We start from the raw sequence: 26,313 nt of genomic DNA, 5'->3' as shown, positions 1-26,313 counted from the left end.
CATGAAAGCAACCTCACGAGATTTTTCCTAAATCATTGGTAGAAAGTGAAGTTGCATGAGGATAGCTTGTTATGGTGTCTGCAATTAAAAAGATACAGTCATCATTTGAGGGGAATGAAAAACCAACGATATTATCAATAAGTTGATTAAAATTTTGTTGTAAATTAATCGTATTCGTTCGCTGGTGAAATAATACATCAACGATTTCAGTTTGCTTATTATTATCCCAACTTACCTTAGCCATTAATTTATGGAAATTACCATTCTCATCATAAAAATTGAGCTCATTTGCATTCAACTCAATTGCGTTAATGCCCATATTACTTAAATTTGTTAATTCATGGAATTGACTAATACCATCCGAATTTTTATCTTGCCAGACTTTTAACTCCAACCAAAACTTATCACTTGAATTAATAGTTCTATCAGTATTACTGTCCAATTCAGATAAAGCAGAAAAGCCATCTTTCAGTTGTGTATTACTAATCTGTAGGCTATTGTTACCAAACAATTCGTTACCTGAATTAATCATGCCATCTTTATTTTTATCCCACACCAGTAATCCATCATCTGGGTGTACCCAGCCTGTTCGCGACTTAATTGCATTTCCTTTAAAATCGAATTCAACGCCAAAACTTTCTACTAAAGTTTGTACACCATTACCACCTAAGTCAATTACTAATGGTGTTTCGTAATCATCAGCCAAATTGTCTAAGTTCTCATAAACATCATCAGGCCAAAAAGGGATATTAATGCCTTGCATGCCTGCTTTTTCTAGCTCTGACTGAACAAATTTACCGCACGTTTTTTCCCCAGTTAAACTAAATGGATTATAATTCGGAGGCTGCGTTTTTCCTGTTTTATAATCATGCATAGCCGTATACAGATTATTGAAATGACTAAAAAACTGTTGATTATTTGATGTTATCGTCAATGTGGAAGCACTTTTATAACGAACATGATCATTAAAAGACAAATTATCTTTTGATGACCCCCAATCTTCTCCTGGACTAAGTCCCATGCTAATTTGTTCATAACTATGTGTCACAGGATTAATGCCTCGAATACTAATATAGGTATGTCCCCATTGTGATGTATTCCCCGTGTCTTCTCCTAACTGATTGTAAATTGGACTACCTTTAGGCGCCACATGAATGGTTATGCTGGGTGGCCCTATCTGCATCGGGTCATGACCTGCGCCTAAGTTTCTATGTATATTCATATCTTCTAGTTTATGGATCTGTAGGTGCTTTATTGACTCTGTCATAATACATATTCCTTATGTTATTACTTTGAATAAATCCCTAATATTTCCACAGATTTTTATCTTTATTTTAAATAAATAAATTACCAATTATTTTAAATAGCCCCCATTTTTATGGGGAAATATTAACCTGCATAAAAACAAGCAAATTAAATGATTTACTAATAATTTATAAATATAAATAATTACCATTCTTCTCGATAATCTAATGAAACTTGATAATCATATTTATTAAATTTAACTTTATGTTTTATATGCTTTTGAAGATTAGAGACCCAATCAGAAAGTACATCAAAACAACCATTATAATAATATTTTATTCAGGGTTAATAGTTTTTTCTATAATGCTACCATCATCCCCTAAGTCAAGAGAATACTCTTCACCAACATATTCATTTGGTTTGTTTATCAAACCAAATGAATTTTAAATCCCATTTTTCTCCGTATAGATTCTTTGTTATATTGCTTTTAGGCACTTTTATTTTAATTACTCTCGTATTTCAGCCTCTCCACAAAGCTAACAATTAATTATATTTAATTTATAAACCAAACTCAATTTATACTGATTATCATTATTTGTTATGCCCTATATGATTATCTTTTTCTTATTTAAACTACATAAATAAAGAGGGTGGCCTAAGCCACCCTCTTACTCACTTATAATATTAAGCTGAATTATTTCAGAACATTATAAATAACCGTTTCGCCTGCTTTCACGTCGCCTTCAACTAAGATCTCAACGCCAGCGAAGTCATCGATATTACTAATGATAACTGGGCTAATCATTGATTTAGCATTCGCTTCAAGGAACGGTAAATCTAATTTTAGGATAGGCGTACCCGCAGTTACTTCAGCTCCTTCTTCCACTAAACGTGCACAACCTTCGCCTTTCAGTGCAACGGTATCAATACCCATATGGACAATGAGTTCGACGCCATTTTCTGTTTCAAGGCAGAATGCATGGTTAGTTTCGAAAATTTTCACTACCGTACCTGATGCAGGGGCTAACACTTCACTACTTGTTGGTTTGATGGCAATACCATCACCCACAATACGGCTAGAGAACGCTTCATCTGGCACATCATCAAGAGAGAAAACTTGACCACTCACTGGCGCAACCAGAGATAAAATCACATTACCTTTTGCTTTTGCAGGCTCTGCGGCTTTTTTCTCTTCAGCTACTGCAACTGGAGCAGAGCCTGCAATTGGGCCTTTTGCAATCACTTCAGTCATTGCTTTTGCCACCAATTCAGCACGTGTACCGACAATCACTTGAACATTTTGTTTGCTTAAGCGGATAACACCTGAAGCCCCTAAACGTTTTGTCATGGCGTCGTTAACAACCGCTGAATCTTTAACACCTAAACGTAAACGAGTGATACAGGCATCAATACTGACGATGTTGTCGCTACCACCCACCGCTGCAACATATTGGCGAGCTTCTTTTTGAATATCGCTGTCACTGCTATCAGCAGGGCTAATGCTTTCGTCATAACCATCAATCGTTTCATCACCTGCGCTCTCTTCACGGCCTGGTGTTAACAGGTTGAATTTGCGGATCATGAAGCGGAAAATGACATAGTAGATGCAGAAGAAGACTAAGCCTTGGACAATCAACATATACCACTGAACAGCTAGTGGGTTACGTGATTGCAATAGCATATCGACTAAACCAGCACTGAAACCAAATCCTGAGATCCATTCCATTGTTGCTGCGATATAAACCGAAATACCGGTTAACAATGCGTGGACTACATACAGAATCGGTGCCACGAACATGAAAGAGAATTCGAGCGGTTCAGTGATCCCGGTGAAGAATGCAGCAAACGCACCAGCAATCATAATACCAGCAACTTTTGCCTTATTTTCTGGACGTGCGCAGTGGTAAATCGCTAATGCCGCACCAGGTAGACCAAACATCATAATTGGGAAGAAACCAGCTTGATAACGACCCGTGATCCCCACCGTTGCCAGGCCTGCATCAATTGACTTAGCACCGCCTAAGAAATTTGGAATATCATTGATCCCTGCAACGTCAAACCAGAACACTGAGTTAAGTGCATGGTGAAGACCAACAGGAATTAATAAACGGTTGAAGAATGCGTAAATACCCGCACCCACTGAGCCTAAGTCTTTAATGCTTTCACCGAAAGACACTAAACCGTTATAGACCACTGGCCACACATACATCAGTATGAAGGCTAAGATGATCATTAAGAATGATGTCAGAATTGGTACAAGGCGACGGCCGCTAAAGAAAGACAACGCTTTTGGTAGCTCTACGCCACTATAACGGTTGTACAATTCCGCAGACAAAACCCCAACTAGAATACCCACGAACTGGTTATTTATTTTACCGAATGCCGCAGGAACGCTTTCCAACGGAACATTCATGATCATGGAATAAGATGCAGGAGAACACAGTGTTGTCACCACTAAAAAGCCGACAAAACCGGTCAGTGCAGCCGCACCGTCCTTATCTTTTGACATCCCATAAGCAACACCAATAGCAAATAGCACGGACATATTATCAATAATAGCCGCGCCCGATTTAATCAGTAACGCCGCGATTGCACTATTGGCTCCCCAACCATCTGGGTCAATCCAATAGCCAATCCCCATCAGGATTGCTGCGGCTGGTAGTACTGCAACTGGCACCATAAGTGCCCTACCAATCCGCTGTAAGTAGCTAAGAATATTCACAAACTCCCCCTTTATAGCCCTATTTTTGCCCCATTTACGGGATCTTATTGTTCACACACCTAAATCATAATTTAGGTTATTGAGAGTATCAATTTTATAGTCTAAATTAATTGTTTCGCGATGCAAAATAAATAGGTTCGATTTGTGATAAATGTCAACGAAAGAGTTACCGATATGACTAAATTACTAGCTATTATTGAAAACTTATTTTATGATTAAAAATAACTTTTTTATACTATTAACCTGTATATTCTCAGCGCGTTTAAAATGCAGGTGTCGCCGTTAAAACGGCACTGTATACCAACACCAGCGCGTAATAAATTTGTAGTATAACGAGTATTCCTATATCTAATGAATAACATCAGGGATACATATATATATGAAAGATTTCACAGACTTATTAGAGGTAATTGAGACATGAGGCTAATTCCACTTAACAATGCGCATGATGTCGGCATTTGGTCCGCACAGTATATCGCTGATAAAATCAACGCATTCAACCCTACTGCTGAGCGCCCTTTCGTTCTTGGGTTACCAACAGGCGGTACCCCTCTTGCTACTTATAAAGCTCTGATTGCTTTATATAACGCAGGAAAAGTCAGTTTTAAGCATGTGGTCACATTTAATATGGATGAATATATTGGTATTCCAGCTAATCATCCTCAAAGCTATCACACATTTATGCATGAGAATTTCTTTAACCACATCGATATTCAAGCGCAAAATATCAATTTACTGAATGGCAATGCCCCAGATGTTGATGCAGAGTGCCAACGCTATGAAGATAAAATTAAATCTTACGGCAAAATTAATTTATTTATGGGCGGCGTAGGTAACGACGGCCATATTGCTTTTAATGAACCCGGTTCTTCACTGAACTCTCGTACCCGTATTAAGACATTAACACCCGAAACACGCCAAGCGAACTCACGCTTCTTTGATAATGATATCAACCAAGTACCAAAATTCGCTTTAACTGTGGGGGTTGCCACATTAATGGACGCTGAAGAGTTAATGGTACTCGCGACTGGTGCGAATAAAGCGAATGCAGTTCATGCTGCGGTAGAAGGTTCAATCAACCATATGTGGACAGTAAGCTGCGTGCAAATGCACCCAAAAGCACTGATCGTCTGTGATGAACCCGCAACACTCGAATTAAAAGTCAAAACGCTTAAATATTTCAAACAGCTAGAATCTGAAATTATTGAAAAGTTTAACTAATATTATGTTTATCAATCACCCGATCAGCGAAGGCTGATCGGTGACCCACCTTACAGAGGTCAGGAGTTTAAGCCATGTATGCATTAACAAATTGCATTATTTATACAGGTCATGAAAGACTGGATAACCATGCGGTCATCATCGATGGTGAAATCATCAAAGATGTTTGTCCTGTCTCTGAAGTACCTTCCGATATTCCACAACATGACCTACAAGGTGCAACCCTATCTGCTGGTTTTATTGACTTGCAAGTCAATGGCTGTGGTGGTGTCCAATTCAATGATAATAAAGAAAATGTCACATTAAAGAATTTGGATATCATGCAAAAAGCCAATGAGCGTACGGGATGTACCAGTTACCTGCCAACGTTAATTACGTGCTCTGACGAATTAATGAAGCATGGTATTGAGGTCATGACCGAGTACTTAAAAGACCATAAGAACCAAGCTCTCGGGCTTCATTTAGAAGGCCCATATATTAATGTTATTAAAAAAGGCACACATAACCCTGAATTTATCCGTCAACCATCCGGGCAGATGATTGATTATTTAACCGCTCATGCAGATGCGATTACGAAGATCACATTAGCGCCTGAAATGGTTGAGCTTGATTACATTCATCAACTGAAAGACTCCGGCATTGTTATTTCAGCTGGACATTCAAATGCGACATATGAAGAAGCCAAACTGGGTTTTAAAGCCGGAATTCGCTTTTCAACGCACCTTTTCAATGCCATGCCATATATTTCAGGCCGTGGTCCGGGTTTAGTCGGGGCTATTTATGACACCCCTGAAGTGTATGCAGGAATTATCGCTGATGGCTTACATGTCCAATGGGCAAATATCCGTAATAGCAAACACTTAAAAGGTGATAAATTAATTTTAGTGACTGATGCCACCGCGCCCGCAGGAATAGATCCTCAAACTGGTGAAATGGATCATTTTATCTTCGCAGGTAAAACCATATACTACCGCGATGGATTATGTGTAGATGAAAATGGCACACTCAGCGGCTCATCACTCACCATGATAGAAGCAGTGAGAAACAGTGTAGAGTACGTGGGTATTCCATTAGATGAAACACTGAGAATGGCAACGCTCTACCCCGCAAGAGCCATAGGAGTTGATGAGACTTTAGGGTCTATCGCTCCGGGTAAAATTGCGAATTTAACCGCGTTTAACCACGACTTCGACGTCCTCGCAACCTATGTTAACGGAGCAGAAGTCTACAAAAAATGAGTAACTAGCTAATGAATCAAAGCCACTCGCTGAAGCAAATTGGTAATATTGATCTCGTCAAACAACTAAATAGCGCTGTTGTCTATAGTTTAATTGACCAACATGGCCCGATATCAAGAATTCAAATCGCGGAGCAAAGCCAACTTGCCCCAGCCAGTGTAACTAAAATCACTCGCCAGCTACTCGAACGTGGTTTAATTAAAGAAGTTGACCAACAGGCCTCCACTGGGGGCCGTCGTGCCATATCTATTGTTTCTGAGCACAAAAATTTTCATACGATTGGCGTCCGCTTAGGCCGCTATGATGCCACCATCGCCTTGTACGACTTAGGTGGCAAAATGATTATCGATGCTCATTACCCTATCACTGAACCCTCTCAGCAAGCGGTGGAACAAAAGCTGATTGCCGCCCTTGAAGATTTTATCGAACACAACCAAAAACGCTTAAAAGAGTTGATCGCAATTTCAATTATTCTCCCTGGGTTAGTTAACCCAAATAGTGGAATTGTCTACTACATGCCGCATATTAAAGTCGACAATTGGCATCTCATCGACAATTTACAAGCACACTTTAGAATAACGTGTTATGCAGGGCATGATATTCGCAGCCTAGCGCTCGCTGAGAGCTATTTTGGGGCAACTCGTGATTGCGAAGACTCACTTCTCGTACGTATCCACAGAGGCGCAGGAGCTGGTTTAGTCATCAATAAAGAGATATTGCTCAACCATAGAGGTAATCTCGGAGAAATCGGCCATATCCAAGTTGACCCACTTGGTGAGCTTTGCCACTGTGGCAATTTTGGTTGTTTAGAAACCATTGCCTCAAACCAAGCAATTGAAGCTCGCGTAAAACAACGTTTAGAACAAGGCTATTCAAGCGCCCTTACACTAGAAACTTGCACGATCTCCCATATTTGCCAAGCCGCCAATAAAGGAGACCCGCTTGCCACGGAAGTTATTCAACACGTTGGTCGTCAAATTGGTAAAGCGATTGCTATCACAATCAACTTATTTAACCCTGAAAAAGTTGTTATTGCGGGGGATATCACGGAAGCGGAACAAATTCTATTACCCGCGATTCAAAGCTGCATTGACACACAAGCCTTAAAAGGGTTTCGGGAAAATCTCCCTATCGTGACATCACAGTTGGTTCACAACTCGGCAATAGGCGCTTTCGCTCTCACAAAACGCGCGATGCTCAATGGTGAATTATTACAAAAACTGTTTGAAAGCTAATTTTACCGTTGTTTTCTTTAAAGCAGGTCGAGATACCTGCTTTTTTATTAGCAACAATTTGAACGTTTCGTTTCATAGGCTATTTTTCAATCGCTTCGTCTTCTTCCTGCTTTGTTCCTGTTACAAATTTTTGCGTTCTTTCACTGTATTACTTCACGCGTCACCAAAATTACATTTATCTAACAGGTAAGATAAAAAGTGATTTTTTTCAAATATGGGCTTGTTTTTTGCTGGCTTTATCGACAAAATGATTATTCATCAAACAAACAGACGCATTTTCTGAAAAATAGTGCAAAAAGCTGTTGACTGTCGTGTCTGTAATTAGCATAATGCGCCCCGCAACGCCGACGAAGGTTATGCAAAAAAAGATGGCTATGTAGCTCAGCTGGTTAGAGCACAACACTCATAATGTTGGGGTCACAGGTTCGAATCCCGTCATAGCCACCATTATTTTGCGGGAGTGGCGAAATTGGTAGACGCACCAGATTTAGGTTCTGGCGCCGCAAGGTGTGCAAGTTCAAGTCTTGTCTCCCGCACCATTTCCTTCTCGGTAGTATTGATTTTAAGATTGGGGTATCGCCAAGCGGTAAGGCACCAGGTTTTGATCCTGGCATTCCCAGGTTCGAATCCTGGTACCCCAGCCATCTTAATACAATCAATAGTAGAATTTCCCGGATGGGGTATCGCCAAGCGGTAAGGCACCAGGTTTTGATCCTGGCATTCCCAGGTTCGAATCCTGGTACCCCAGCCATCTACTTTCCCTTCTTGTTGCAAACAATCATTTCAAAGAAATTATAATGGCTATGTAGCTCAGCTGGTTAGAGCACAACACTCATAATGTTGGGGTCACAGGTTCGAATCCCGTCGTAGCTACCATTTCTTTTTGTTGGGGTATCGCCAAGCGGTAAGGCACCAGGTTTTGATCCTGGCATCCCCAGGTTCGAATCCTGGTACCCCAGCCATTCTCTCTTTAATCCCCCATAAATTAGATTTCCCTTAATACCCCGCAGTGCATTTAGGCATAACGTATTTATGTACAAAACCCTACCTCTAATCTCTCTTATCACTTTTATTGATAAATGAAATAAAAAATAAAAAAACAGCAGACACGTTCGTTTTTTAATAAACAGGGGATTCATTTCCACTGTTTTCTATATTTTCACCTCTGTTTTTTAGCTTAACTGATTATTTTTTGGCGATATCTTTATTTATTTAATCCCAACACCACTAAATAAGTAGCAACTTAATCGCTAAAAGTGATCTTAGGGCAACATTTACCCTATAAAATTTACGTTTGGGTAACTTTTATATCAAATATGTGACTTCAATCATTTCTATGTAACCATTTAAAGTGGTAACCTTCCCTAGAATTGTAGTTAGGTATGATTATTACCAGTCAAATTATTATCACCCCCTGGTACTAATGAATTCAGCCCCTTCCTCCATTCCAACTAAATTAGCTCTCAAAAACTCTAATAAAAGTTTTAAACCTAATAATTATAAATTACCAAACGCAACATTTTTACAGAGAAAATTTATGCGAAACATGATAAAGCAACCAATATATAAAATATTATATGTTCAAGTGATAGTAGCCATCGTTCTGGGTATAGCACTTGGTCACTTTTTTCCAGACATTGGAGAGTCATTAAAACCGCTTGGTGATGCATTCATCAAAATCGTTAAAATGATTATCGCACCAGTTATCTTCTTAACTGTTGTCACTGGTATATCAGGGATGTCAAACATGAAGGCCGTGGGAAGTGTCGCAGGTAAAGCAATGCTCTACTTCATCACTTTCTCGACAATTGCTCTCATCATCGGTCTTATCGTCGCGAATATCATTCGTCCAGGCTCGGGGCTTAATATTGACCCTGCGACTTTGGATAGCAGCAAAGTTGCCACCTACGTTGAAAAAGCACACGAATCCTCGATTGTCAGCTTTTTGATGAATATCATCCCTGATACCGTCATTAGTCCATTGGTCAACGGTAACATCCTACAAGTTCTGTTTATTTCTATCATTTTCGGATTAGCACTCGCAGCAACAGGTAAACACGGTGAGCCAATAGTAAAACTGCTACAAAACTTCTCAGAACCTGTATTCAAGATGGTGGCGATGCTAATGAAACTCGCCCCTATCGGGGCATTCGGTGCAATGGCATTTACCATTGGTAAATATGGAATATCCTCTATCGGCAACTTAATGATGCTGATTATGACTTTCTATATAACATCACTGCTATTTGTCTTACTGGTGTTGGGGGCGGTAGCCAAATATAACGGTTTCTCAATCATTGAACTGATTAAGTACATCAAAGATGAACTCTGGTTAGTATTAGGAACTTCTTCTTCTGAGGCCGCATTACCAAGTTTAATGCGAAAAATGGAGCATGCGGGGTGTGAAAAATCTGTTGTAGGCTTAGTGATCCCTACTGGTTATTCATTCAACCTTGATGGCACCAACATCTACATGACGATGGCCGCATTATTTATTGCCCAAGCCACCAATATTGAACTGACTATTTGGGAACAAATTTCATTGCTGCTAGTTGCCATGATAAGCTCGAAGGGGGCAGCTGGTGTAACGGGTGCAGGTTTTATTACCTTAGCAGCCACTTTGATGGTGGTACCAAGCGTTCCTGTTGCAGGTATGGCGCTTATTTTAGGTATCGACCGATTTATGTCTGAGTGCCGCGCTTTAACTAACTTAGTCGGCAACGCATGTGCGTGTATCGTTGTTGCACGTTGGGAAAAAGAACTCGACACAGAAAAGCTGGCTCATGCATTTTCAGCAAAAAATGAAACTTTAGATTCAGTGATTACTGAAGATGACAACATCAATACAGATACAAGCAACATTCAGCCGATTGATTTAGCCAATAATAAATAGCGCTAACTTCTCCATTTAATAATAAATAGGCCGCTAATTTGCGGCCTATTTATATATCTAAGATAAGTTCTATAACCCTAACGCATACTTCAGCGCCAGTTTTTTTGCTTCTCCGGCGCGCTGTGCCGCCATCAACCCAAGATTCCTAACTATTTTCAATCCCGGTAACTTTTCACTAAATGCCATATAAAACACATCCATTCCAGCTTGCATAATTAAATTATCAGGCAAACGACGGCGTTGATAACGTTTTAATACATCAAGGGAATGCCAAGGCTGTATGTATTCACGCGCGTAAACCACTTCTTTCAGCAGAGCATCAACATCTCGGTAGCCTAAATTCACCCCCTGCCCCGCTAATGGGTTGATGGTATGGGCTGCATCGCCAATCAGTGCTAATCCGTCCATCACATATCGACTTGCATGGTGGCGGGTCAGTGGAAATGCCCCGGAAGCTATCGCCGTAATCGGCCCTAAACGTTCAGGAAAGGCTTCAGAAACCGCTCCAGTTAACTGTTCCATTGACATACCTTGTAAACGCCTAATCTTTGCGGGACTGTCATACCAGACTAATGAAGCCCAATTATCATACAGAGGTAAAAATGCCCTAGGCCCTGAAGGGAAAAACTGCTGCCATGTTTTATCTTGCTGAGGCTGCTGTGTTTGAATGCTAATTAACATGCATGATTGGCGATACTGCCAGCCTCGGCTGCCAATCCCTGCCATTTTGCGGACTTGCGAGTTCGCACCATCGGCGCCGACGACAAGCTTAGCCTGCAAAGTTCGGCCATCATCTAATGCTAACATCCACTCTTTTTGCTGCTTAGATTGATATAAATTGATAAGTCTCGCAGGACAGACAAGGTCTAGATTGCTGTATTTTTCACATTCTTGCCACAATGCAAGTTGTAACACACGGTTTTCTACCATAAAACCGAGTTCAGGCAACCCAAGGCTCTGAGCATCGAAAACCACATTGCTATCGGGCTCTTCCCATGTTTCTAACTGGCGATATGGCGCACTCCGCATTGCTTTCACATGTTGCCAAGCACCTAATTGTTCCAACAATTCAACAGAAGCGCGGCTAATCGCAGAAATACGAACATCAGGAGCACTTTGTGAGTCAAAGGCCGCAGGTTGTGCTTTTTCAAGCAAAGCGACTCGCATGCCTTCTTGAGCAAAGCCCAATGCTGCTGCCGCGCCAGTCATACCTGCGCCAACGACGACAACATCATAAGATTCGATTAATTTATTCATACGTTCGCTACTATTTACTGTTTAATAAAGGTCTCTGTTTAATAAAGATTATTATTTGATAACAGTGACCACGTTGATAAAGGTATTGTACCGAAAAATGATGATTCTCACAGGAAATATAGGCATTGAAGACTTAGAGGTCATTGGTTTCCCTCTTCTTTATAACCTTACAAATAGTGTATTTTACTGAAAACACTTTAATTTGCACAAAAAACAACCACAATTTTGCAACATCCTCTGGTCACTGATGCCGCAAATGAATACAATACGTGCTAATTTTAAAACAATAGGCAAATTGCCTGCCCTTAGATTTCGTGTAGTGATATTATTTTAAATATCTTTGCATTTATCCCATCATACAATGATGTCCTTAATCAAAATGCATGCGACTTCCCAAATATAAAGGGTAGGACTTTGGATTTACAACGCGTTTCGGAGTCCATTACACTAGCCGCTTCGAAAACACCGGATATACGACATGTCGACGAATAAAAAGCTATACATTAAAACTTGGGGTTGCCAGATGAATGAGTATGACTCATCCAAAATGGTTTCTTTATTAGAAAATACCCATGGTTATCAACTCACTGAAGTTGCAGAAGAAGCAGATTTATTACTGCTTAATACCTGTTCAATTCGTGAAAAAGCACAAGAAAAAGTCTTCCATCAACTTGGTCGTTGGAAATTCTTTAAAGACAAAAACCCTGACATTATTATTGGTGTAGGCGGCTGTGTCGCTTCACAAGAAGGGGATTTTATTCGCCAACGTGCGCCAAGCGTTGACATCGTTTTCGGCCCGCAAACATTGCACCGTTTGCCTGAGATGATAAACCAAGTTCAAGGTACGCGCAGCCCAGTTATCGATATCAGCTTCCCTGAAATTGAAAAATTTGATCGGTTGCCAGAACCTCGTGCTGAAGGCCCAACCGCATTCGTTTCGATTATGGAAGGCTGTAACAAGTATTGTACTTTCTGCGTAGTGCCTTACACCCGTGGTGAAGAAGTTAGCCGCCCTTGTGATGATATTCTATTTGAAATCGCGCAGTTAGCTGCACAAGGTGTACGTGAAGTTAACTTGCTAGGTCAAAACGTGAATGCCTACCGCGGTGAAACCTTTGATGGTGAAATTTGCTCATTTGCAGAATTACTGCGTTTAGTCGCGGCTATCGATGGTATCGACCGTGTGCGCTTTACCACTAGCCACCCAATTGAATTTACTGACGATATCATCGAAGTCTACCGCGATACCCCTGAATTAGTCAGCTTCTTGCACCTCCCAGTGCAAAGTGGCTCAGACCGCGTCCTGACCATGATGAAACGTGCACACACCGCACTCGAATATAAAGCCATTATTCGCAAACTGCGTGAAGCACGCCCTGGTATTCTAATCAGTTCAGACTTTATCGTGGGCTTCCCCGGTGAAACAACCGATGACTTCGAAAAAACCATGAAACTGATTGCAGACGTGAATTTTGATATGAGCTACAGCTTTGTCTATTCCGCACGTCCTGGCACGCCAGCAGCAGATTTACCTGACGATGTAACTGAAGATGAGAAAAAACAGCGTCTATACTTACTGCAACAGCGTATTAATCAGCAGGCGTTAAGCTTCAGCCGACAAATGGTGGGAACCGTTCAACGTATCTTAGTTGAAGGAACATCACGTAAAAACGTCATGGAGCTGTCTGGACGTACTGAAAATAACCGTGTGGTAAACTTTGAAGGCACACCGGATATGATCGGTAAATTTGTGGATGTCGAAATTGTGGATGTCTATACCAACTCATTACGCGGTAAAGTCATTCGTACAGAAGACCAAATGGGTCTTCGCGTTCATGAATCGCCAGAGTCTGTTATTGCACGTACCCGTAAAGAAGATGAGCTAGGTGTTGGTAGCTTTCAACCCTAAGCCGCAACCATAGGATATTCAGTGACCGAGACAAAAAATTTGCAAATCGCAACACAAGAGATCTTTCTAGAACCCGCAGATAACCAGCGTTTAATGAGCCTCTGCGGGCCATTTGACGATAATATCAAGCAGCTAGAACGCCGTCTTGCTATCGAAATTAATCGCCGTGATAACCGTTTTAAGTTATCGGGTAAGCCACTGAATGTTCAAGCGGCAAGCAAAATTTTGCGTCAACTGTATGTCGATACCGCGCCCGTGCGCGGTGTGATCCCTGATATCGACCCTGAAAACATTCACTTAGCCATTATGGATAGCCGCGTTTTAGAGCAATCTGCCGATAGCGTTCCTGACTACGGTAAAGCGGTGAATATTAAAACTAAACGTGGTGTGATCAAACCACGCACCCCAAATCAAGCGCAATATATCGCTAATATTTTAGACCATGATATAACGTTTGGCATTGGCCCTGCGGGTACAGGGAAAACCTACTTAGCGGTCGCAGCGGCTGTAGATGCGTTAGAGCGCCAAGAGGTTCGTCGTATTTTGCTCACCCGTCCAGCGGTTGAAGCAGGCGAGAAACTGGGTTTTTTACCGGGAGATCTCAGCCAAAAAGTCGACCCTTACCTACGTCCACTTTATGATGCGCTATTTGAAATGTTAGGCTTTGAAAAAGTTGAAAAACTGATTGAGCGTAATGTTATTGAAGTCGCGCCGCTGGCCTATATGCGTGGCCGTACGTTGAATGATGCTTTTATTATTTTAGATGAGAGCCAAAACACCACCATCGAACAGATGAAAATGTTTTTAACACGTATTGGCTTTAATTCCAAAGCGGTTGTGACGGGTGATATTACTCAGGTTGACTTACCTCGCGGTAGTAAATCAGGGTTACGTCATGCCATTGAAGTGCTTTCTGAAGTGGATGATTTAAGCTTTAATTTCTTCCACAGCGAAGACGTGGTTCGCCATCCCGTCGTTGCAAAAGTCGTCATGGCTTATGAAGCATGGGAAGAACAAGACAATAAACGTCGCCAACAATTACGTGAAGAAAAAGAACAACAAAAGCAATTTGAAAAGCAGGAAAACCTATAAATGAGTGGCATTGACATCATTCTCGATTTACAAATTGCGTGTGAAAACCCTGATGGTTTACCTTCGGAAGCCGAGTTTCAGCGTTGGTTAACCGCTGTTTTACCTAAATTCCAAGCGCAAAGTGAAGTCACTATTCGGGTAGTTGATGAGCCTGAAAGCCATCACTTGAACTTAACCTATCGTGGCAAAGACAAACCGACTAACGTGTTGTCATTCCCCTTTGAAGCTCCGCCAGAAATTGAGCTGCCTTTGCTCGGTGATTTAATTATTTGTCGCCAAGTCGTTGAACAAGAAGCTATTGAGCAACAAAAAACGGCAGAAGAACACTGGGCGCACATGGTTGTTCATGGTTGCCTTCATCTTTTAGGCTATGATCATATTGAAGATGATGAAGCTGAAGAAATGGAAGGTTTAGAAACCGAAATTCTCGCTGAATTGGGCTATGAAGACCCATACCTTGCAGAAAAAGAGTGACCTAACTATAATTTTCTGAGATGTCTTTCTTATAGAAAGCATTACTTTACAAAAAATTGACGGTTATTTTGCAGATAAACCTTCAATTTTATGCTAAAAAAGAATCCAGTAAGCTGTTTTTATTAACTAACCTAAGCTCCAAATACTTTAACTTGGGCTACTTTTGCGCCAAGTGCAGCCAACAATGCTGCGGTTCGAAATACGACGAGTGAATACTCTAAATAATTCGAATTGCAGCTAGGCGGCCAGCGAGGCTTATCCCTAGGAGCATACACAAGTATGTGACTAGGGTAAGTGAGTGCAGCCAACAACGCTGCGGTTCGAAGTATGACGAGTATTTTTTTGAGGAATATTAAATTAACCGCCATGAGCGACGATAACTCTTCGAGTAGCGATAACCCTGGTCCTAAGAAAGGGTTCTTTGCACTGTTAAATCACCTATTCCATGGTGAACCTAAAAATCGTGATGATTTAGTCGAATTAATCCGCGACTCTGAACAGAACGATTTGATCGATCCTGATACCCGCGAAATGCTTGAAGGGGTAATGGATATCGCGGATCAGCGCGTACGCGACATTATGATCCCGCGTTCCCAAATTGTTACCTTAAAACGTAATCAAACGCTTGATGAGTGCCTTGATGTCATTATTGACTCTGCTCACTCACGCTTCCCTGTTATTAGTGAAGACAAAGACCATATCGAAGGGTTATTGATGGCAAAAGATTTACTGCCATTTATGCGTACCGACGCAGAGCCTTTTAGCATCGATAAGGTATTACGCCAAGCGGTTGTTGTCCCTGAAAGTAAGCGAGTAGACAGACTACTCAAAGAATTCCGCTCTCAACGCTATCATATGGCTATCGTGATCGATGAGTTTGGTGGCGTTTCTGGTCTAGTGACCATTGAAGATATTTTAGAGCTCATCGTAGGCGAAATTGAAGACGAATATGACGACCAAGACGATGTTGATATTCGTCAACTCAGCCGTCATTCATATTCTGTCCGAGCCCTTACACAGATTGAAGATTTCAATGAAGCCTTTGGGACTCATTTTAGTGACGATGAAGTCGATACCGTCGGTGGCCTCGTTATGCAAGCCTTTGGACACCTGCCTTCCCGTGGTGAAGTCATCACGATAGATAACTACCAATTTAAAGTTGCTATGGCTGACAGCCGCAGGATCCTTCTGCTTCACGTGAAAATTCCAGACGACGCTCCGGTTCCAACTTTGGAAGAAGAACAGACTTAATGAACTCAACGTTTATTTATCAAAGCCAGCGGTTGCGGTTACTGCTGGCTTTAATTTTCGGAGCCAGTGGAACGCTGGCTTTTTCGCCTTTTGACATCTGGCCTGCCGCACTACTTTCTATCCTTTTCCTCCAACTACTGACCTTGCAGCGCACGGTCAAGCAATCTTTTGCTATCGGCTTTGCTTGGGGATTTGGCTTATTCGGTAGTGGTGTTAACTGGGTTTACGTAAGTATTGCCGATTTTGGTGGCATGCCGGGCCCTGTAAACGTATTTATTGTTATTTTATTAGCCGCTTACCTTGCGCTTTATACTGGCCTATTTGGTGGTTTACTGGCTAAGCTTGCTCCTAAAGCCAATATTTGGCGTTTCGTTTTTATGGCGCCAGCTCTCTGGCAAGTCACTGAATTTCTGCGTGGTTGGGTATTAACTGGCTTCCCATGGCTACAATTTGGTTATAGCCAAATTGATGGGCCGATGAAAGCTCTCGCCCCTATATTTGGGGTAGAAATGATCACATTGCTTTTATTTAGCATTAGTGGTCTGTTAGTACTCGCTATCCTACGTCGCAGCTTTATCTCGCTCGCCGTTGCAGCTGCCTTAATTTTTGCCCCATTAATCGCCAAAAATGTACAGTGGTTTACCCCCCTTGAAGGCAAGAAAATGGAAGTGGCATTGGTTCAAGGCAACATTCCCCAATCAATGAAGTGGGAAGCCAGCTTTTTACAACAAACCAAAGACACCTATATGGAGCTCTCTCGCCCTTATATCGGTAAAGCGTCTTTGATTGTTTGGCCTGAATCAGCGGTGCCTTCTGTTGAGCTCGACAACCAAACGTGGCTTAAATCTCTCGACCAATTACTGGCAGAGTCGAACACTCAGTTAATTACGGGTATTGTGGATGCACGCCCTATGGATGGTGAATATACTTTTTATAATACAATCATTGTATTAGGCGATAAAAACCCGTATTTATATCCATCTAAAAACCGCTATAACAAACACCATTTAGTGCCATTTGGTGAATATGTACCTTTAGAAGATTTGCTGCGCCCTATCGCACCATTCTTTAATTTGCCGATGTCAGGTTTTAGCCGTGGCGATTATGAGCAAGCGCAATTAGCGGTTGGTAATATTCATCTAACTGCCGCTATTTGCTATGAAATTATTTTAGGTACACAGGTCAGGGATAACTTTAAACCTGATAGCGATTACTTACTTACCGTCTCCAATGATGCATGGTTTGGTCAGTCTATCGGCCCATGGCAGCATTTCCAAATGGCGCGCATGCGTTCATTAGAATTGGGACGCCCATTATTACGTTCCACCAATAACGGGATAACTGCGGTGATCAGTGCAGATGGCTCAATACAAGATATGCTACCGCAATTTAAAACAGCGGCGCTTGCCACTGAAGTCACACCAACAACTGGACTAACACCTTACGCACGTTGGAGTCATTATCCGATGTGGGGAGTGGTCGTTATATTTGGTATTCTCGGTTTTGCTATGAATAGGCGCCAAAAATAACGATATTGGCCCCACCTCAGTACCTATCAATGAGGTGGGGTAATTGACTATGCAACCAGTAACCCTTGTAGATCCGCAATTTTCACTGTCACAATACAACCTGAATTGAATTGTAAGAAATCATCTTCAATGCCATCGGAAAAAATAACACCGTTATGGGGCATTAATGATTCAACAGCTAACGGGCTACCCGGCTCAATCGTACCAAATACCCATCTCGTTCCTGTTGTTTTACTTAAAAATGGCTCCCTAACACTAAACTGTAATTTACTTTCTCCCCAGCCAAATCCTTTTGCCAACGGATGATTATTTCCCCCCATAATTGCCTGCGCACCCGCTAAAATAGATTGAAACCAACCTGTTGACCCAAGTCCTGTCGATATAATAATGCCAGAGGATGATTGAAACTCTTGCTCCCCATTCCAATTTAATAAATAACGTGCCGATGTGTGGCTTTTCGGACCAATAAATAAATCGTTCACCGCGAGTAGCGATTGCCCGTCATTGGTCGTTGCCTGGGCGAAAGTCACCATTTTTTGCTCTATTTTTCCTTTTAAGGTATTCATCACCACTTCCTGCAATTGGCCTATTTCAAAAGGAAGCAACTGACCATCCCACCGTTCAGGATCTGGATTAATAGCGATAACGGGTTGTCCGTTTAAGTACTTCAAGGTGTTCGCCACTAAACCATCTTGGCCAATCACGATAACAATATCGTGTTTAGAAAATTGGTAACTAGGTAATAATTTTCGTTCCAATAATTGAAATCTACCTGATGATTTCAATATCGATTCGGCTTGTATTAATTGGCGTTGATATAAGTCATGTTCATTTAAGTAGTCACTCACCTCAACATGGTTGTGTTCCAAGTAAAATTTAGCTTGAGGCCAAGTATTAAAGCGCTCAATCAATTCCTGCAAACGTGTTTTACGCATCACTAAGACAAAACGTACGTCATTATTCCTTTGCATTATTTACCCCCTTTCTTCATTAGCTGGCCAAATAAATCAGGCGATATATTGAGCTCACCAATCTTACCGGCATTTTGTGCTAATGATTCAAATGCCATCGCCATCAATTGTTCTGGTCCCATTTTCGCTAACGCTAATGCTTTTAAGTTTTCCACCGGTAATTGGCTATAGGCTTTCATTTTAGATTCAATAGAGTAAGCATCTGCATCCGACTGTATGCGTTGGTTTTCAACACTAAGCGCAACCAATTCATTGCGTTTTGCTTCTGCATTCACTTGTGCGATTAACTCCTCTTGCTCGATTTCTGCTCGCTCTCGCAATATTTTCCGCTCATTATCAAGGCGCGCCTCTTCAATTTGTTGTTCTTTGGCTTGAACAGATAAGTCGGTTTCTAATTCCGCTTCTTTGATTGTGCGCTCTTGTTCGACAGAAAATTTGCGTCTTGCATAAATGGCATCATCAGCCTCTTTCAGTATGGATTCTCTCGCTTGTGCTTCTAATGCTTTAAGCGTTTCAGGTAACGGTGCAATGGCTGAGATAGAAACATCCAAGATTTCAATACCTAGAGACTCTATGACCGCCTGCACAGCGAGTTGCTGGCTCACCAAAACAACTAATGATTGGCTAATTAATAATGCGTCCCGCAGTGAAGTGGTTTGTATTTTGGCTTGGATCACGGTTTGAGCCGCTCGCACAACTCGATCATTTAATTTAAGGGGGTCTTCTGAAGCGTAACTTTTCCCGTCCTTAGATAAGTTAAAATTTAAGACATCCGCTGTTTTTTCGGGCTGTTTTACCTGAAAAGAAATTTGCCCCTGAATACGTAAACTTTGGAAATCAGCTGTTTGTAAATTAAAAATAAATGGGGCTTCTTGTGCATTCAATGGAAGCGCCGCAATGGACGTTTTATCGGAGTTATACCAAAAACTGAGCCCCTTACCTTGCTTACGCACTTTCCCATTCACTGATTGAATAACAAAAGTCGATGAGTCTGCTTTGAAATATTTAAAGTTAATCATAGTGGATCCCTCATTATTGTCTTTATGACCTTAATTAATTATTGTCCTATAGACATTAATTAGTCAAGCAATAATTGTCTTAATGACATTAATTATTTTTTAGCGTATAGTTTATTCATCAATGCCAATCAGACTTTGAGTGATAACCAAATGAATGAAAAAGAATTTTTAGCTCACTACGATAGAAAAAAATTTCTATCACCGCTTATCACTGTCGACGCTGTAGTATTTACCTATCATGAAAACACGCTGAAAGTATTACTTGTCGAGCGCGCTAATTTTCCTGAAAAAGGAAAGTGGGGGCTGCCGGGTGGTTTTATTGATGAAACAAATGATAAAAATTTAGAAGAGACTGTTTTACGTAAGCTGAAAGAAAAAACGGGGGTTATTCCCCCCTATGTTGAGCAACTTTGTACAGAAGGAAACCACCAACGAGACCCTCGAGGCTGGTCTGTCACTGTTTGCTATACTGCTCTAATTGCTTACCAAGCCTGCGAAGCGCATATTGATACAGTGGATTCTGTAAAATGGGTCTCTATTGATGAAATTGATCAACTTTCTCTTGCATTCGACCACTTCAAACTCTATCAACAAGCGAGAGAACGTCTGAAGCAAAAATCACTCTACTCAATCGTTCCAGGTTTCGCACTCCCTGACGTTTTTACCTTAGCTGAGCTACAACATGTCCATGAAGTTTTGATTGGTAAGCCTTTGCAAAATAAATCGTTTAGGCGCCGACTCGAACAAGCGGATTTGTTGATTGATACCGGAGAAAAACGCCACGAGCGCGGCCGACCCGCTAATTTGTATCGTTTAAAACCACAATCCGCGGATTACCGTTTTATTCGTAATTTAGAATTTTAGTAATTGATATGCCTGATAAATATTATCAGGCGCTCTAATGAATGCTATTGGCAAATCGCAGGGGTCACAATATAGGTAAAAATGAGTTTGTTAGACTTATGATAATTATGCGTAATACCTTCGGGGAACATTTCATGCAATATATCCATGCCTGCATTTTTATCACAGTAGTTGCGGTTTAAAATCTCACGCATATTTTGCTGCCAGCTATCACCTTCCAATATGTTGTCAGGGATCCCTTTGATAGTATATTGGTAAAATAACATGCCATTTTTAGCAATCACTTCCGTCAATAGTGTTACATCGTCGATTAACATAGGTAAGGATTTAGCCATATCAGACAGAAAAATACCCCGTAACATCGTTGGGTCATCATCCCCTTTTGCATTAAAAGCATTGATTTTATCTTCTGTCGAATTGGCTTTTATTTCATCATAACGCTGTTCTATTTTTGAATTTTTTATCGTTTCTGACGGCTGTTTCGTTGTTGTTTTTTCTTCCACCTCAGGGGAGCATCCCGTAATTAATACCGCACCTAGAAATAATCCAACCACTTTTTTAAACATAACCATCCCATTCACCTATTTTTATTATTTATATAGCCGAATGAGTTTACCATAATGATAAATTAAACTTATAGGCAGAAAAGTCCCCTTTTTAGGTCAAAGGGGATGGTAGAAAGTTAAAAGGATGCCAACCACATACGCATTTTTAGACCATAAGAGCTAGTCCAACCCGATGTAAAGCTAACTAATTCACCGTTATCAATCACCATAAATGTGGGAGTTGCGCTGACCCCAACCGCATTGGAAAGCTGACCACTGGTATCGTTAATCACAGGAAACGTTAATTCCTTGTTTTCCATTCCCTTGATTAAGCGAGATGTTTCACCTGAGCGTATCGCTACTGAAATAATTGGCATACCTGATTGGCTTAATTCTGATACCGTTGGCGAAGTCAAATTACATACCCCACACCACGTCGCCCAGAAATAAACCAGTATTGGTTTTTCTTTGCTTAACTCAGCTAGAGAAACGCTCTCACCATTCACTAGCGTGTGCTGTTCCAATAATACGGGCGCAAGGGTTTGTGGCTTGCGCCATAAATCCATCACCGTAAAGGCAATAAATAAAATAATTGCCAAAACAATAATTTCTTTAGACCACTTTTTTAGTCTAGACATACGTTTTTAACCACTTAGTTTTCAAATAGCCCAAATTAACGTATAGGAAAACAAAGCATTTAATCGAAATTAATGCTTTGTTATTAAGTTAAAATGCATTCTTTCCTAATTCGCTAATACTTTTCTAAGTAAATCTTAAGCTTAACTTTATCCTCTAAATAATTCGTGTTGTGGCTAGGCGGCAAACGAGACTATCGTGGGGAGCATACACAAGTATGTGACCCACGTAGTCGAGAGCAGCCAACAACGCCACAGCGCGAAGTATGACGAGGCGCAATCTATCCTCTAAATAATTCGCGTTGTGGCTAGGCAGCAAACGAAACTATCGTGGGGAGCATACACAAGTATGTGACCCACGTAGTCGAGAGCAGCCAACAACGCCACAGCGCGAAGTATGACGAGGATAACGAGGATTATTTGAGCTTAGCGAGCTGCTCCTTCACTACCGCCTCAAACTGCTGTGCATCAATAGCGCCTGGGATCAGCTCATCACCCACCAATGTTGCTGGTGTTCCATTCACGCCCAATTTTTCTGCCAATATCATATTAGTGCGAATACCATCACGGCTCTTATCACTCGCTTTCAATTTATCGTTGCCAGTAGCTTTGAGAGCATCTTTGATATTTGCATCTGATAGCATGCCCTGTTTTTGCATAAACTTGTGATGTAAAGCTTCAAATGCTTTCGGATCTTCTTGCCACAGTGTCATTGTTAACTGTGCTGAATCCATTGATGTTTGGCCTTTAAATGGTAAATATTTGATTACCACTGCCACATCATTTGGATATTTTTTCACAATATCCATCAGTTGAGGGTCGAAACGCTTACAGAATGGGCAGTTAAAATCAGTAAAGTTAACCAAAACTAACTTGGCATCTTTTTTACCGATACGTGGACTGGTTGGGTCATTAAACAGAGCGTCCTGCTCTGCTTTTAAGGTTTCTTTCATTTGAGCTTGCTGTTTTTCCCCTTGTTTTGCTTGCAGGGCAACAATCGCTTCTTCCAAAATTTCTGGGTTTTCAACCAAAGTATCACGCACTAATTTACGCACTTGTGCTTCTTGGTCCGCACTCAAAGGTGCTGCTTGTGCTACTGACCCAATCATTAGTGACGAAAATAAAACAGCTAAAATTGTTTTTTTCATTTTGTGGCTCCTTTGGCCTGATTCATAACGGATATTAGCGATTCACGGTCAAGTATTGTTGACAGTACTTCGCCTTCGGCCAAGTTAGGGCCATAAATTTGATTAAATGGAACAGCAACCTGCCCACGTTTTTGTAAAAATGCCGTAATTTCAGGTGAAGGTTTGGTCCAATCACCACGTAAAGCAACAACATCGGGTTCACTAAGCAGCTGTTGGATATCATCCCTTAGCAGTACATTGTATTTATTTGCCTTACAGGTTACGCACCATTCCGCGGTGACATCAATAAATACACGTTTGTTATCCGCCAGTGCAGCCGTAATCGCTTGTTCAGTCAAAGGTTGCCAATTTACGGTATCTTTAACAAGAGAACGGCTACCGGAATGCTGTTCTTGTGTCATCCAAACAAACCCACCAGCAAAAGCGGCAAATAATATAAATGGTAAGATAGCCGCCCTTACACCGCGTTTTATCGCGATAAAGACCACTAATAACACTAAGAAAACGACAGCAATCACGGTCGAGGTAGTGACACCAAAATGTGGTATTAATAAGCTAATTAACCATAAACTGGATACCAGCATCATTAACCCAAGAACGGCACGCAGCTTCAGCATCCACATACCAGGCTTTGGTAGTAAGCGAGAAATAACTGGGAAAGCCGCTATAAGTAGCCATGGCAAACTCATACCGGCACCTAATGCCGTGAAGATCAGCCACAACTCTTCCATTGGCGCTGCCAGTGCAAAGGCCACTGCGGTGCCCAAAAATGGTGCAGAACAAGGCGTTGCCAGTAATGTCGCAAATACCCCTTGCCAAAAATGGCCACTGTTACCATGACCACCAGCTGTCGCCAAGCGTGTATTGGCCTTACTACCGAGGTTGATTTCAAATAAGCCAAATAAATTCGCAGTAAATAACGCCGTTACCAGCACCATAAAGCCGATAAACCACGGGTTTTGGAACTGAATTCCCCAACCGACAGCTTGTTGACCGACTCGTAATAACGTCATCAAGAGCGCCAGTAACCAAAAGGAAACTAGAATACCGAGAGAGGACAATAAAAACTGACGGCGAATGGTCTTTTGCTCACCATTAGGTACCATCAATACAGAGCCAAGTTTCATTGCTAACACCGGAAGTACGCACGGCATTAGATTAAGGATCAGCCCCCCTAAAAGGGCAAATAGCATCACCTGCCATAAAGAAGCACTGCTCACTTTAGACGCTATCGTGCCAGTAAATGGGCTAACTTGATGGCTAACTTGCTGTGAAATATCACCATCTGCAACAACAAAAGAGAGGGTTTTTCCGGTTAAATCGGGAGAATCGCCCCCCCAATCATCACCGACATCTATTGTTGCTGTTAAATGGTCACCTGATGTTTCTATAACAGGAACGCCTAGTGCCGCCCCTTCAACCACATCAGTGAAAATATTCGGTTGTTCCCACGCGTTGCCTGTGCTTTTCTGCAATTCAATGATTAGCTTATCATTCGCAAAACCAACTTTGGTTTGCTCAACTAAACCACTTGATGGTGGAACTGCACCTTTGGCTTGATTAAACGCCCAAGTAAAGTCAGCAGGAACAGGCTCTGTTAAATCGAGCTCAAACGGATAATCGGTTAAAATACAAACATTACTACACGTTGATAATGTTAACGTACCTTCAAGTTTATCCAACTTTTCATGACTTGTTACTGTAATGGGGAAGGCAATATCCCCCATGTAACCTTGAGTTGAAACACCTGCGACATCAAAGCGCCCTGGTGTTGGCCATTGCCAATCCGTTGCTTCAACAGGTGATGACCACACAATTTCAGGCGCAACGCCCCCTTCACCAGGTGAACGCCAATAGGTTTTCCAGCCCTCATCAAGCTTTACATCGAGCAAAATGTCGACTTTGCCATTTTCCTGCGCCGAACTTAATAACCTAACCTGCGCATGTCGTGGAGTGTTGTCATTCATCCACCCCGTATTCGCAGGTTGCAACCACCCCGTATCCGCAGCATATAAACTGCTCGAAAATAGTGCAAAAAATATAAAAAATGAATTAATTAAAAAACGCATTGTTTCCTCCAGAATAAATTACACAAACCAGTCCCTATTCGTTGTGTGTTAATTCCGAAGATTACAAAACTGTAAGTGTCTTCTGACTCTTGGAGGGGCATGCTTCTCTTCATTATTTGCTCTAGATATAAATAGATTAGTACAAAATAAAGTTAGCGCAGCCAAAGTAAGGAACATAAAGAAGAATGGTTCAAGCACAACAGGTAACAAAGTCATTAATGACTTGGCGCTCAGTTCACAACTAGAAAGATGCGAACTACTGCTATCAGCTTGTTTTACTTGTGATTGTTCGATATAGGAAAGGTTAGCCCCAGTATTAATTTGCACTTGAGCTAAGACATCTGGCACAAAAAAATTGGCGAGCAGACGCTCTCCGACGGCACGTTGATTCATACAAATCAATACCATCAGACAGGCGAATATCACTAATCCTTTACCTAATTTTAAATGCCTGTTCATGCGCATCTTGGTATAACTTCCTGAAATAACACTAATTATGCGACTTTGATAACCATAACGATAAAAACCAGTCTTTGACTAATACCGTTACCCCATCTATAAGTTAAATAGAGGTTACATCTTACACAGCAAAACATTCCGTACAAGTACCATCAGCTAACTTTACAAATATTATTTCCTTTCCCACAAACAAACATGCAGTTCCATCAAAACTCGGCACGTAAATTGCTTTATCCAATATATGGCATGATACGAAGATAGTTTGCACCTTAACAGTGCGTGATTATCAATTTAAGACAATATTAAGTGGCTAATCACCATGTTAGTGCGGTAATTCAAAAATTACCCAAATAATATGCGAGACAGCTCCCGAAATTGAAACAATTCGTTTTCATTAATTAACAAATTTAATTACTTTTTAACAACAATAAAACATATAGCGAATAATCGCGGGATTATCTAAATCTGCGAAACATTTGCAAACACAACACTACAAAACCACAGTAATTTAGGCGTTATCTCACGATACCTCCTTAA

The 26,313-nt window shown here is 41.2% G+C and carries 22 protein-coding genes and 6 tRNA genes; 16 read left to right on the top strand and 12 right to left on the bottom strand.

The window, feature by feature from the left end:
- Positions 1-13: 13 nt before the first annotated feature.
- From G6Q48_RS10460 to nagE, 4 genes are all read right to left on the bottom strand, one after another.
- Complete coding sequence (locus G6Q48_RS10460) at positions 14-1,267, bottom strand: hypothetical protein (protein ID WP_166266313.1); 1,254 nt, start codon at positions 1,265-1,267, stop codon at positions 14-16.
- Positions 1,268-1,449: 182 nt separating this feature from the next.
- Entirely contained in the window at positions 1,450-1,584 is a 135-nt protein-coding gene (locus G6Q48_RS22800) for a colicin E3-like toxin immunity protein (protein WP_256372929.1), read from the bottom strand.
- Positions 1,581-1,676, bottom strand: a complete 96-nt coding sequence (locus tag G6Q48_RS22795; protein WP_256372928.1) for a colicin E3-like toxin immunity protein — start codon at positions 1,674-1,676, stop codon at positions 1,581-1,583. Before G6Q48_RS22795 ends, G6Q48_RS22800 begins: the two co-directional genes overlap by 4 nt.
- Positions 1,677-1,939: 263 nt before the next feature.
- A complete protein-coding gene (gene nagE, locus G6Q48_RS10450) occupies positions 1,940-3,967 on the bottom strand; it encodes an N-acetylglucosamine-specific PTS transporter subunit IIBC (protein ID WP_166266310.1) in 2,028 nt (675 codons plus the stop codon).
- A 417-nt stretch (positions 3,968-4,384) separates the two neighbouring features.
- On the opposite strand from nagE, the gene nagB reads away from it, so the two are divergent.
- The 10 genes from nagB to G6Q48_RS10400 all read left to right on the top strand — a co-directional run bounded on the left by nagB (position 4,385) and on the right by G6Q48_RS10400 (position 10,554).
- The gene (gene nagB, locus G6Q48_RS10445; protein WP_102138314.1) at positions 4,385-5,188 is read left to right on the top strand and encodes a glucosamine-6-phosphate deaminase; all 804 of its coding nucleotides are present in this window, start codon (positions 4,385-4,387) and stop codon (positions 5,186-5,188) included.
- Positions 5,189-5,262: 74 nt separating this feature from the next.
- Complete coding sequence (gene nagA / locus G6Q48_RS10440; RefSeq protein ID WP_102138313.1) at positions 5,263-6,426, top strand: N-acetylglucosamine-6-phosphate deacetylase; 1,164 nt, start codon at positions 5,263-5,265, stop codon at positions 6,424-6,426.
- A gap of 11 nt (positions 6,427-6,437) precedes the next feature.
- Positions 6,438-7,661 (top strand): DNA-binding transcriptional regulator NagC, encoded by a 1,224-nt coding sequence (gene nagC / locus G6Q48_RS10435; protein ID WP_102138312.1) that lies wholly within the window; start codon positions 6,438-6,440, stop codon positions 7,659-7,661.
- A gap of 370 nt (positions 7,662-8,031) precedes the next feature.
- Positions 8,032-8,108: transfer RNA gene (locus tag G6Q48_RS10430), tRNA-Met, on the top strand.
- A 7-nt stretch (positions 8,109-8,115) separates the two neighbouring features.
- Positions 8,116-8,200 (top strand) — tRNA-Leu (locus G6Q48_RS10425).
- Between the two features lie 30 nt (positions 8,201-8,230).
- A tRNA-Gln gene (locus G6Q48_RS10420) sits at positions 8,231-8,305 on the top strand.
- 32 nt (positions 8,306-8,337) lie between these two features.
- Positions 8,338-8,412: transfer RNA gene (locus G6Q48_RS10415), tRNA-Gln, on the top strand.
- 48 nt (positions 8,413-8,460) lie between these two features.
- Positions 8,461-8,537, top strand: a tRNA-Met gene (locus G6Q48_RS10410).
- 11 nt (positions 8,538-8,548) lie between these two features.
- Positions 8,549-8,623, top strand: a tRNA-Gln gene (locus G6Q48_RS10405).
- 587 nt (positions 8,624-9,210) lie between these two features.
- On the top strand, positions 9,211-10,554 hold the full coding sequence (locus G6Q48_RS10400) for a dicarboxylate/amino acid:cation symporter (RefSeq protein ID WP_242685803.1): 1,344 nt from the start codon (positions 9,211-9,213) through the stop codon (positions 10,552-10,554).
- Positions 10,555-10,623: 69 nt separating this feature from the next.
- Here the strand turns inward: G6Q48_RS10400 and ubiF are convergent, their stop codons facing one another.
- Entirely contained in the window at positions 10,624-11,811 is a 1,188-nt protein-coding gene (gene ubiF, locus G6Q48_RS10395) for a 3-demethoxyubiquinol 3-hydroxylase (protein WP_102138310.1), read from the bottom strand.
- A 478-nt stretch (positions 11,812-12,289) separates the two neighbouring features.
- On the opposite strand from ubiF, the gene miaB reads away from it, so the two are divergent.
- From miaB to lnt, 5 genes are all read left to right on the top strand, one after another.
- Entirely contained in the window at positions 12,290-13,720 is a 1,431-nt protein-coding gene (gene miaB / locus G6Q48_RS10390; protein WP_094961811.1) for a tRNA (N6-isopentenyl adenosine(37)-C2)-methylthiotransferase MiaB, read from the top strand.
- Positions 13,721-13,759: 39 nt separating this feature from the next.
- On the top strand, positions 13,760-14,812 hold the full coding sequence (locus G6Q48_RS10385) for a PhoH family protein (protein ID WP_166266537.1): 1,053 nt from the start codon (positions 13,760-13,762) through the stop codon (positions 14,810-14,812).
- Complete coding sequence (gene ybeY, locus G6Q48_RS10380; RefSeq protein WP_094961810.1) at positions 14,813-15,286, top strand: rRNA maturation RNase YbeY; 474 nt, start codon at positions 14,813-14,815, stop codon at positions 15,284-15,286.
- Between the two features lie 366 nt (positions 15,287-15,652).
- Entirely contained in the window at positions 15,653-16,537 is an 885-nt protein-coding gene (gene corC, locus G6Q48_RS10375) for a CNNM family magnesium/cobalt transport protein CorC (RefSeq protein ID WP_102138309.1), read from the top strand.
- Complete coding sequence (gene lnt / locus G6Q48_RS10370; RefSeq protein WP_166266307.1) at positions 16,537-18,066, top strand: apolipoprotein N-acyltransferase; 1,530 nt, start codon at positions 16,537-16,539, stop codon at positions 18,064-18,066. Before corC ends, lnt begins: the two co-directional genes overlap by 1 nt.
- 47 nt (positions 18,067-18,113) lie before the next feature.
- Here lnt and G6Q48_RS10365 read toward each other — a convergent pair whose 3' ends face one another.
- Together G6Q48_RS10365 and G6Q48_RS10360 are read right to left on the bottom strand one after the other, a co-directional pair.
- Positions 18,114-19,037, bottom strand: a complete 924-nt coding sequence (locus G6Q48_RS10365; RefSeq protein WP_166266304.1) for a sugar kinase — start codon at positions 19,035-19,037, stop codon at positions 18,114-18,116.
- Positions 19,037-20,056 carry an SPFH domain-containing protein gene (locus G6Q48_RS10360; RefSeq protein WP_166266301.1) on the bottom strand — a complete coding sequence of 340 codons (1,020 nt, stop codon included), beginning with the start codon at positions 20,054-20,056 and terminating at the stop codon, positions 19,037-19,039. The genes G6Q48_RS10365 and G6Q48_RS10360 overlap by 1 nt, the downstream gene beginning before the upstream one ends.
- 150 nt (positions 20,057-20,206) lie before the next feature.
- Here G6Q48_RS10360 and G6Q48_RS10355 point away from each other — a divergent pair, with 150 nt between their 5' ends.
- Complete coding sequence (locus tag G6Q48_RS10355) at positions 20,207-20,920, top strand: NUDIX hydrolase (protein ID WP_166266298.1); 714 nt, start codon at positions 20,207-20,209, stop codon at positions 20,918-20,920.
- 44 nt (positions 20,921-20,964) lie between these two features.
- Here G6Q48_RS10355 and G6Q48_RS10350 read toward each other — a convergent pair whose 3' ends face one another.
- The 5 genes from G6Q48_RS10350 to G6Q48_RS10330 all read right to left on the bottom strand — a co-directional run bounded on the left by G6Q48_RS10350 (position 20,965) and on the right by G6Q48_RS10330 (position 25,776).
- Positions 20,965-21,492: a protein K gene (locus tag G6Q48_RS10350; RefSeq protein ID WP_166266295.1), complete on the bottom strand. Its 528-nt coding sequence runs from the start codon at positions 21,490-21,492 to the stop codon at positions 20,965-20,967.
- A 110-nt stretch (positions 21,493-21,602) separates the two neighbouring features.
- Positions 21,603-22,103 (bottom strand): protein disulfide oxidoreductase, encoded by a 501-nt coding sequence (locus G6Q48_RS10345; protein WP_166266292.1) that lies wholly within the window; start codon positions 22,101-22,103, stop codon positions 21,603-21,605.
- 413 nt (positions 22,104-22,516) lie between these two features.
- Entirely contained in the window at positions 22,517-23,248 is a 732-nt protein-coding gene (locus tag G6Q48_RS10340; RefSeq protein WP_102138303.1) for a DsbA family protein, read from the bottom strand.
- A complete protein-coding gene (locus tag G6Q48_RS10335) occupies positions 23,245-25,317 on the bottom strand; it encodes a protein-disulfide reductase DsbD family protein (protein ID WP_166266289.1) in 2,073 nt (690 codons plus the stop codon). Before G6Q48_RS10335 ends, G6Q48_RS10340 begins: the two co-directional genes overlap by 4 nt.
- 48 nt (positions 25,318-25,365) lie before the next feature.
- A complete protein-coding gene (locus G6Q48_RS10330) occupies positions 25,366-25,776 on the bottom strand; it encodes a metal resistance protein (protein ID WP_102138528.1) in 411 nt (136 codons plus the stop codon).
- Positions 25,777-26,313 lie beyond the last annotated feature (537 nt).

It is taken from the genome of Providencia sp. M-27 (genome assembly GCF_011077905.1).
In the GTDB taxonomy this organism is placed as follows: domain Bacteria; phylum Pseudomonadota; class Gammaproteobacteria; order Enterobacterales; family Enterobacteriaceae; genus Providencia; species Providencia huaxiensis.
The sequence above is the reverse complement of the archived record's forward strand: the minus strand, read 5'-3'. Positions and strand labels throughout refer to the sequence as shown.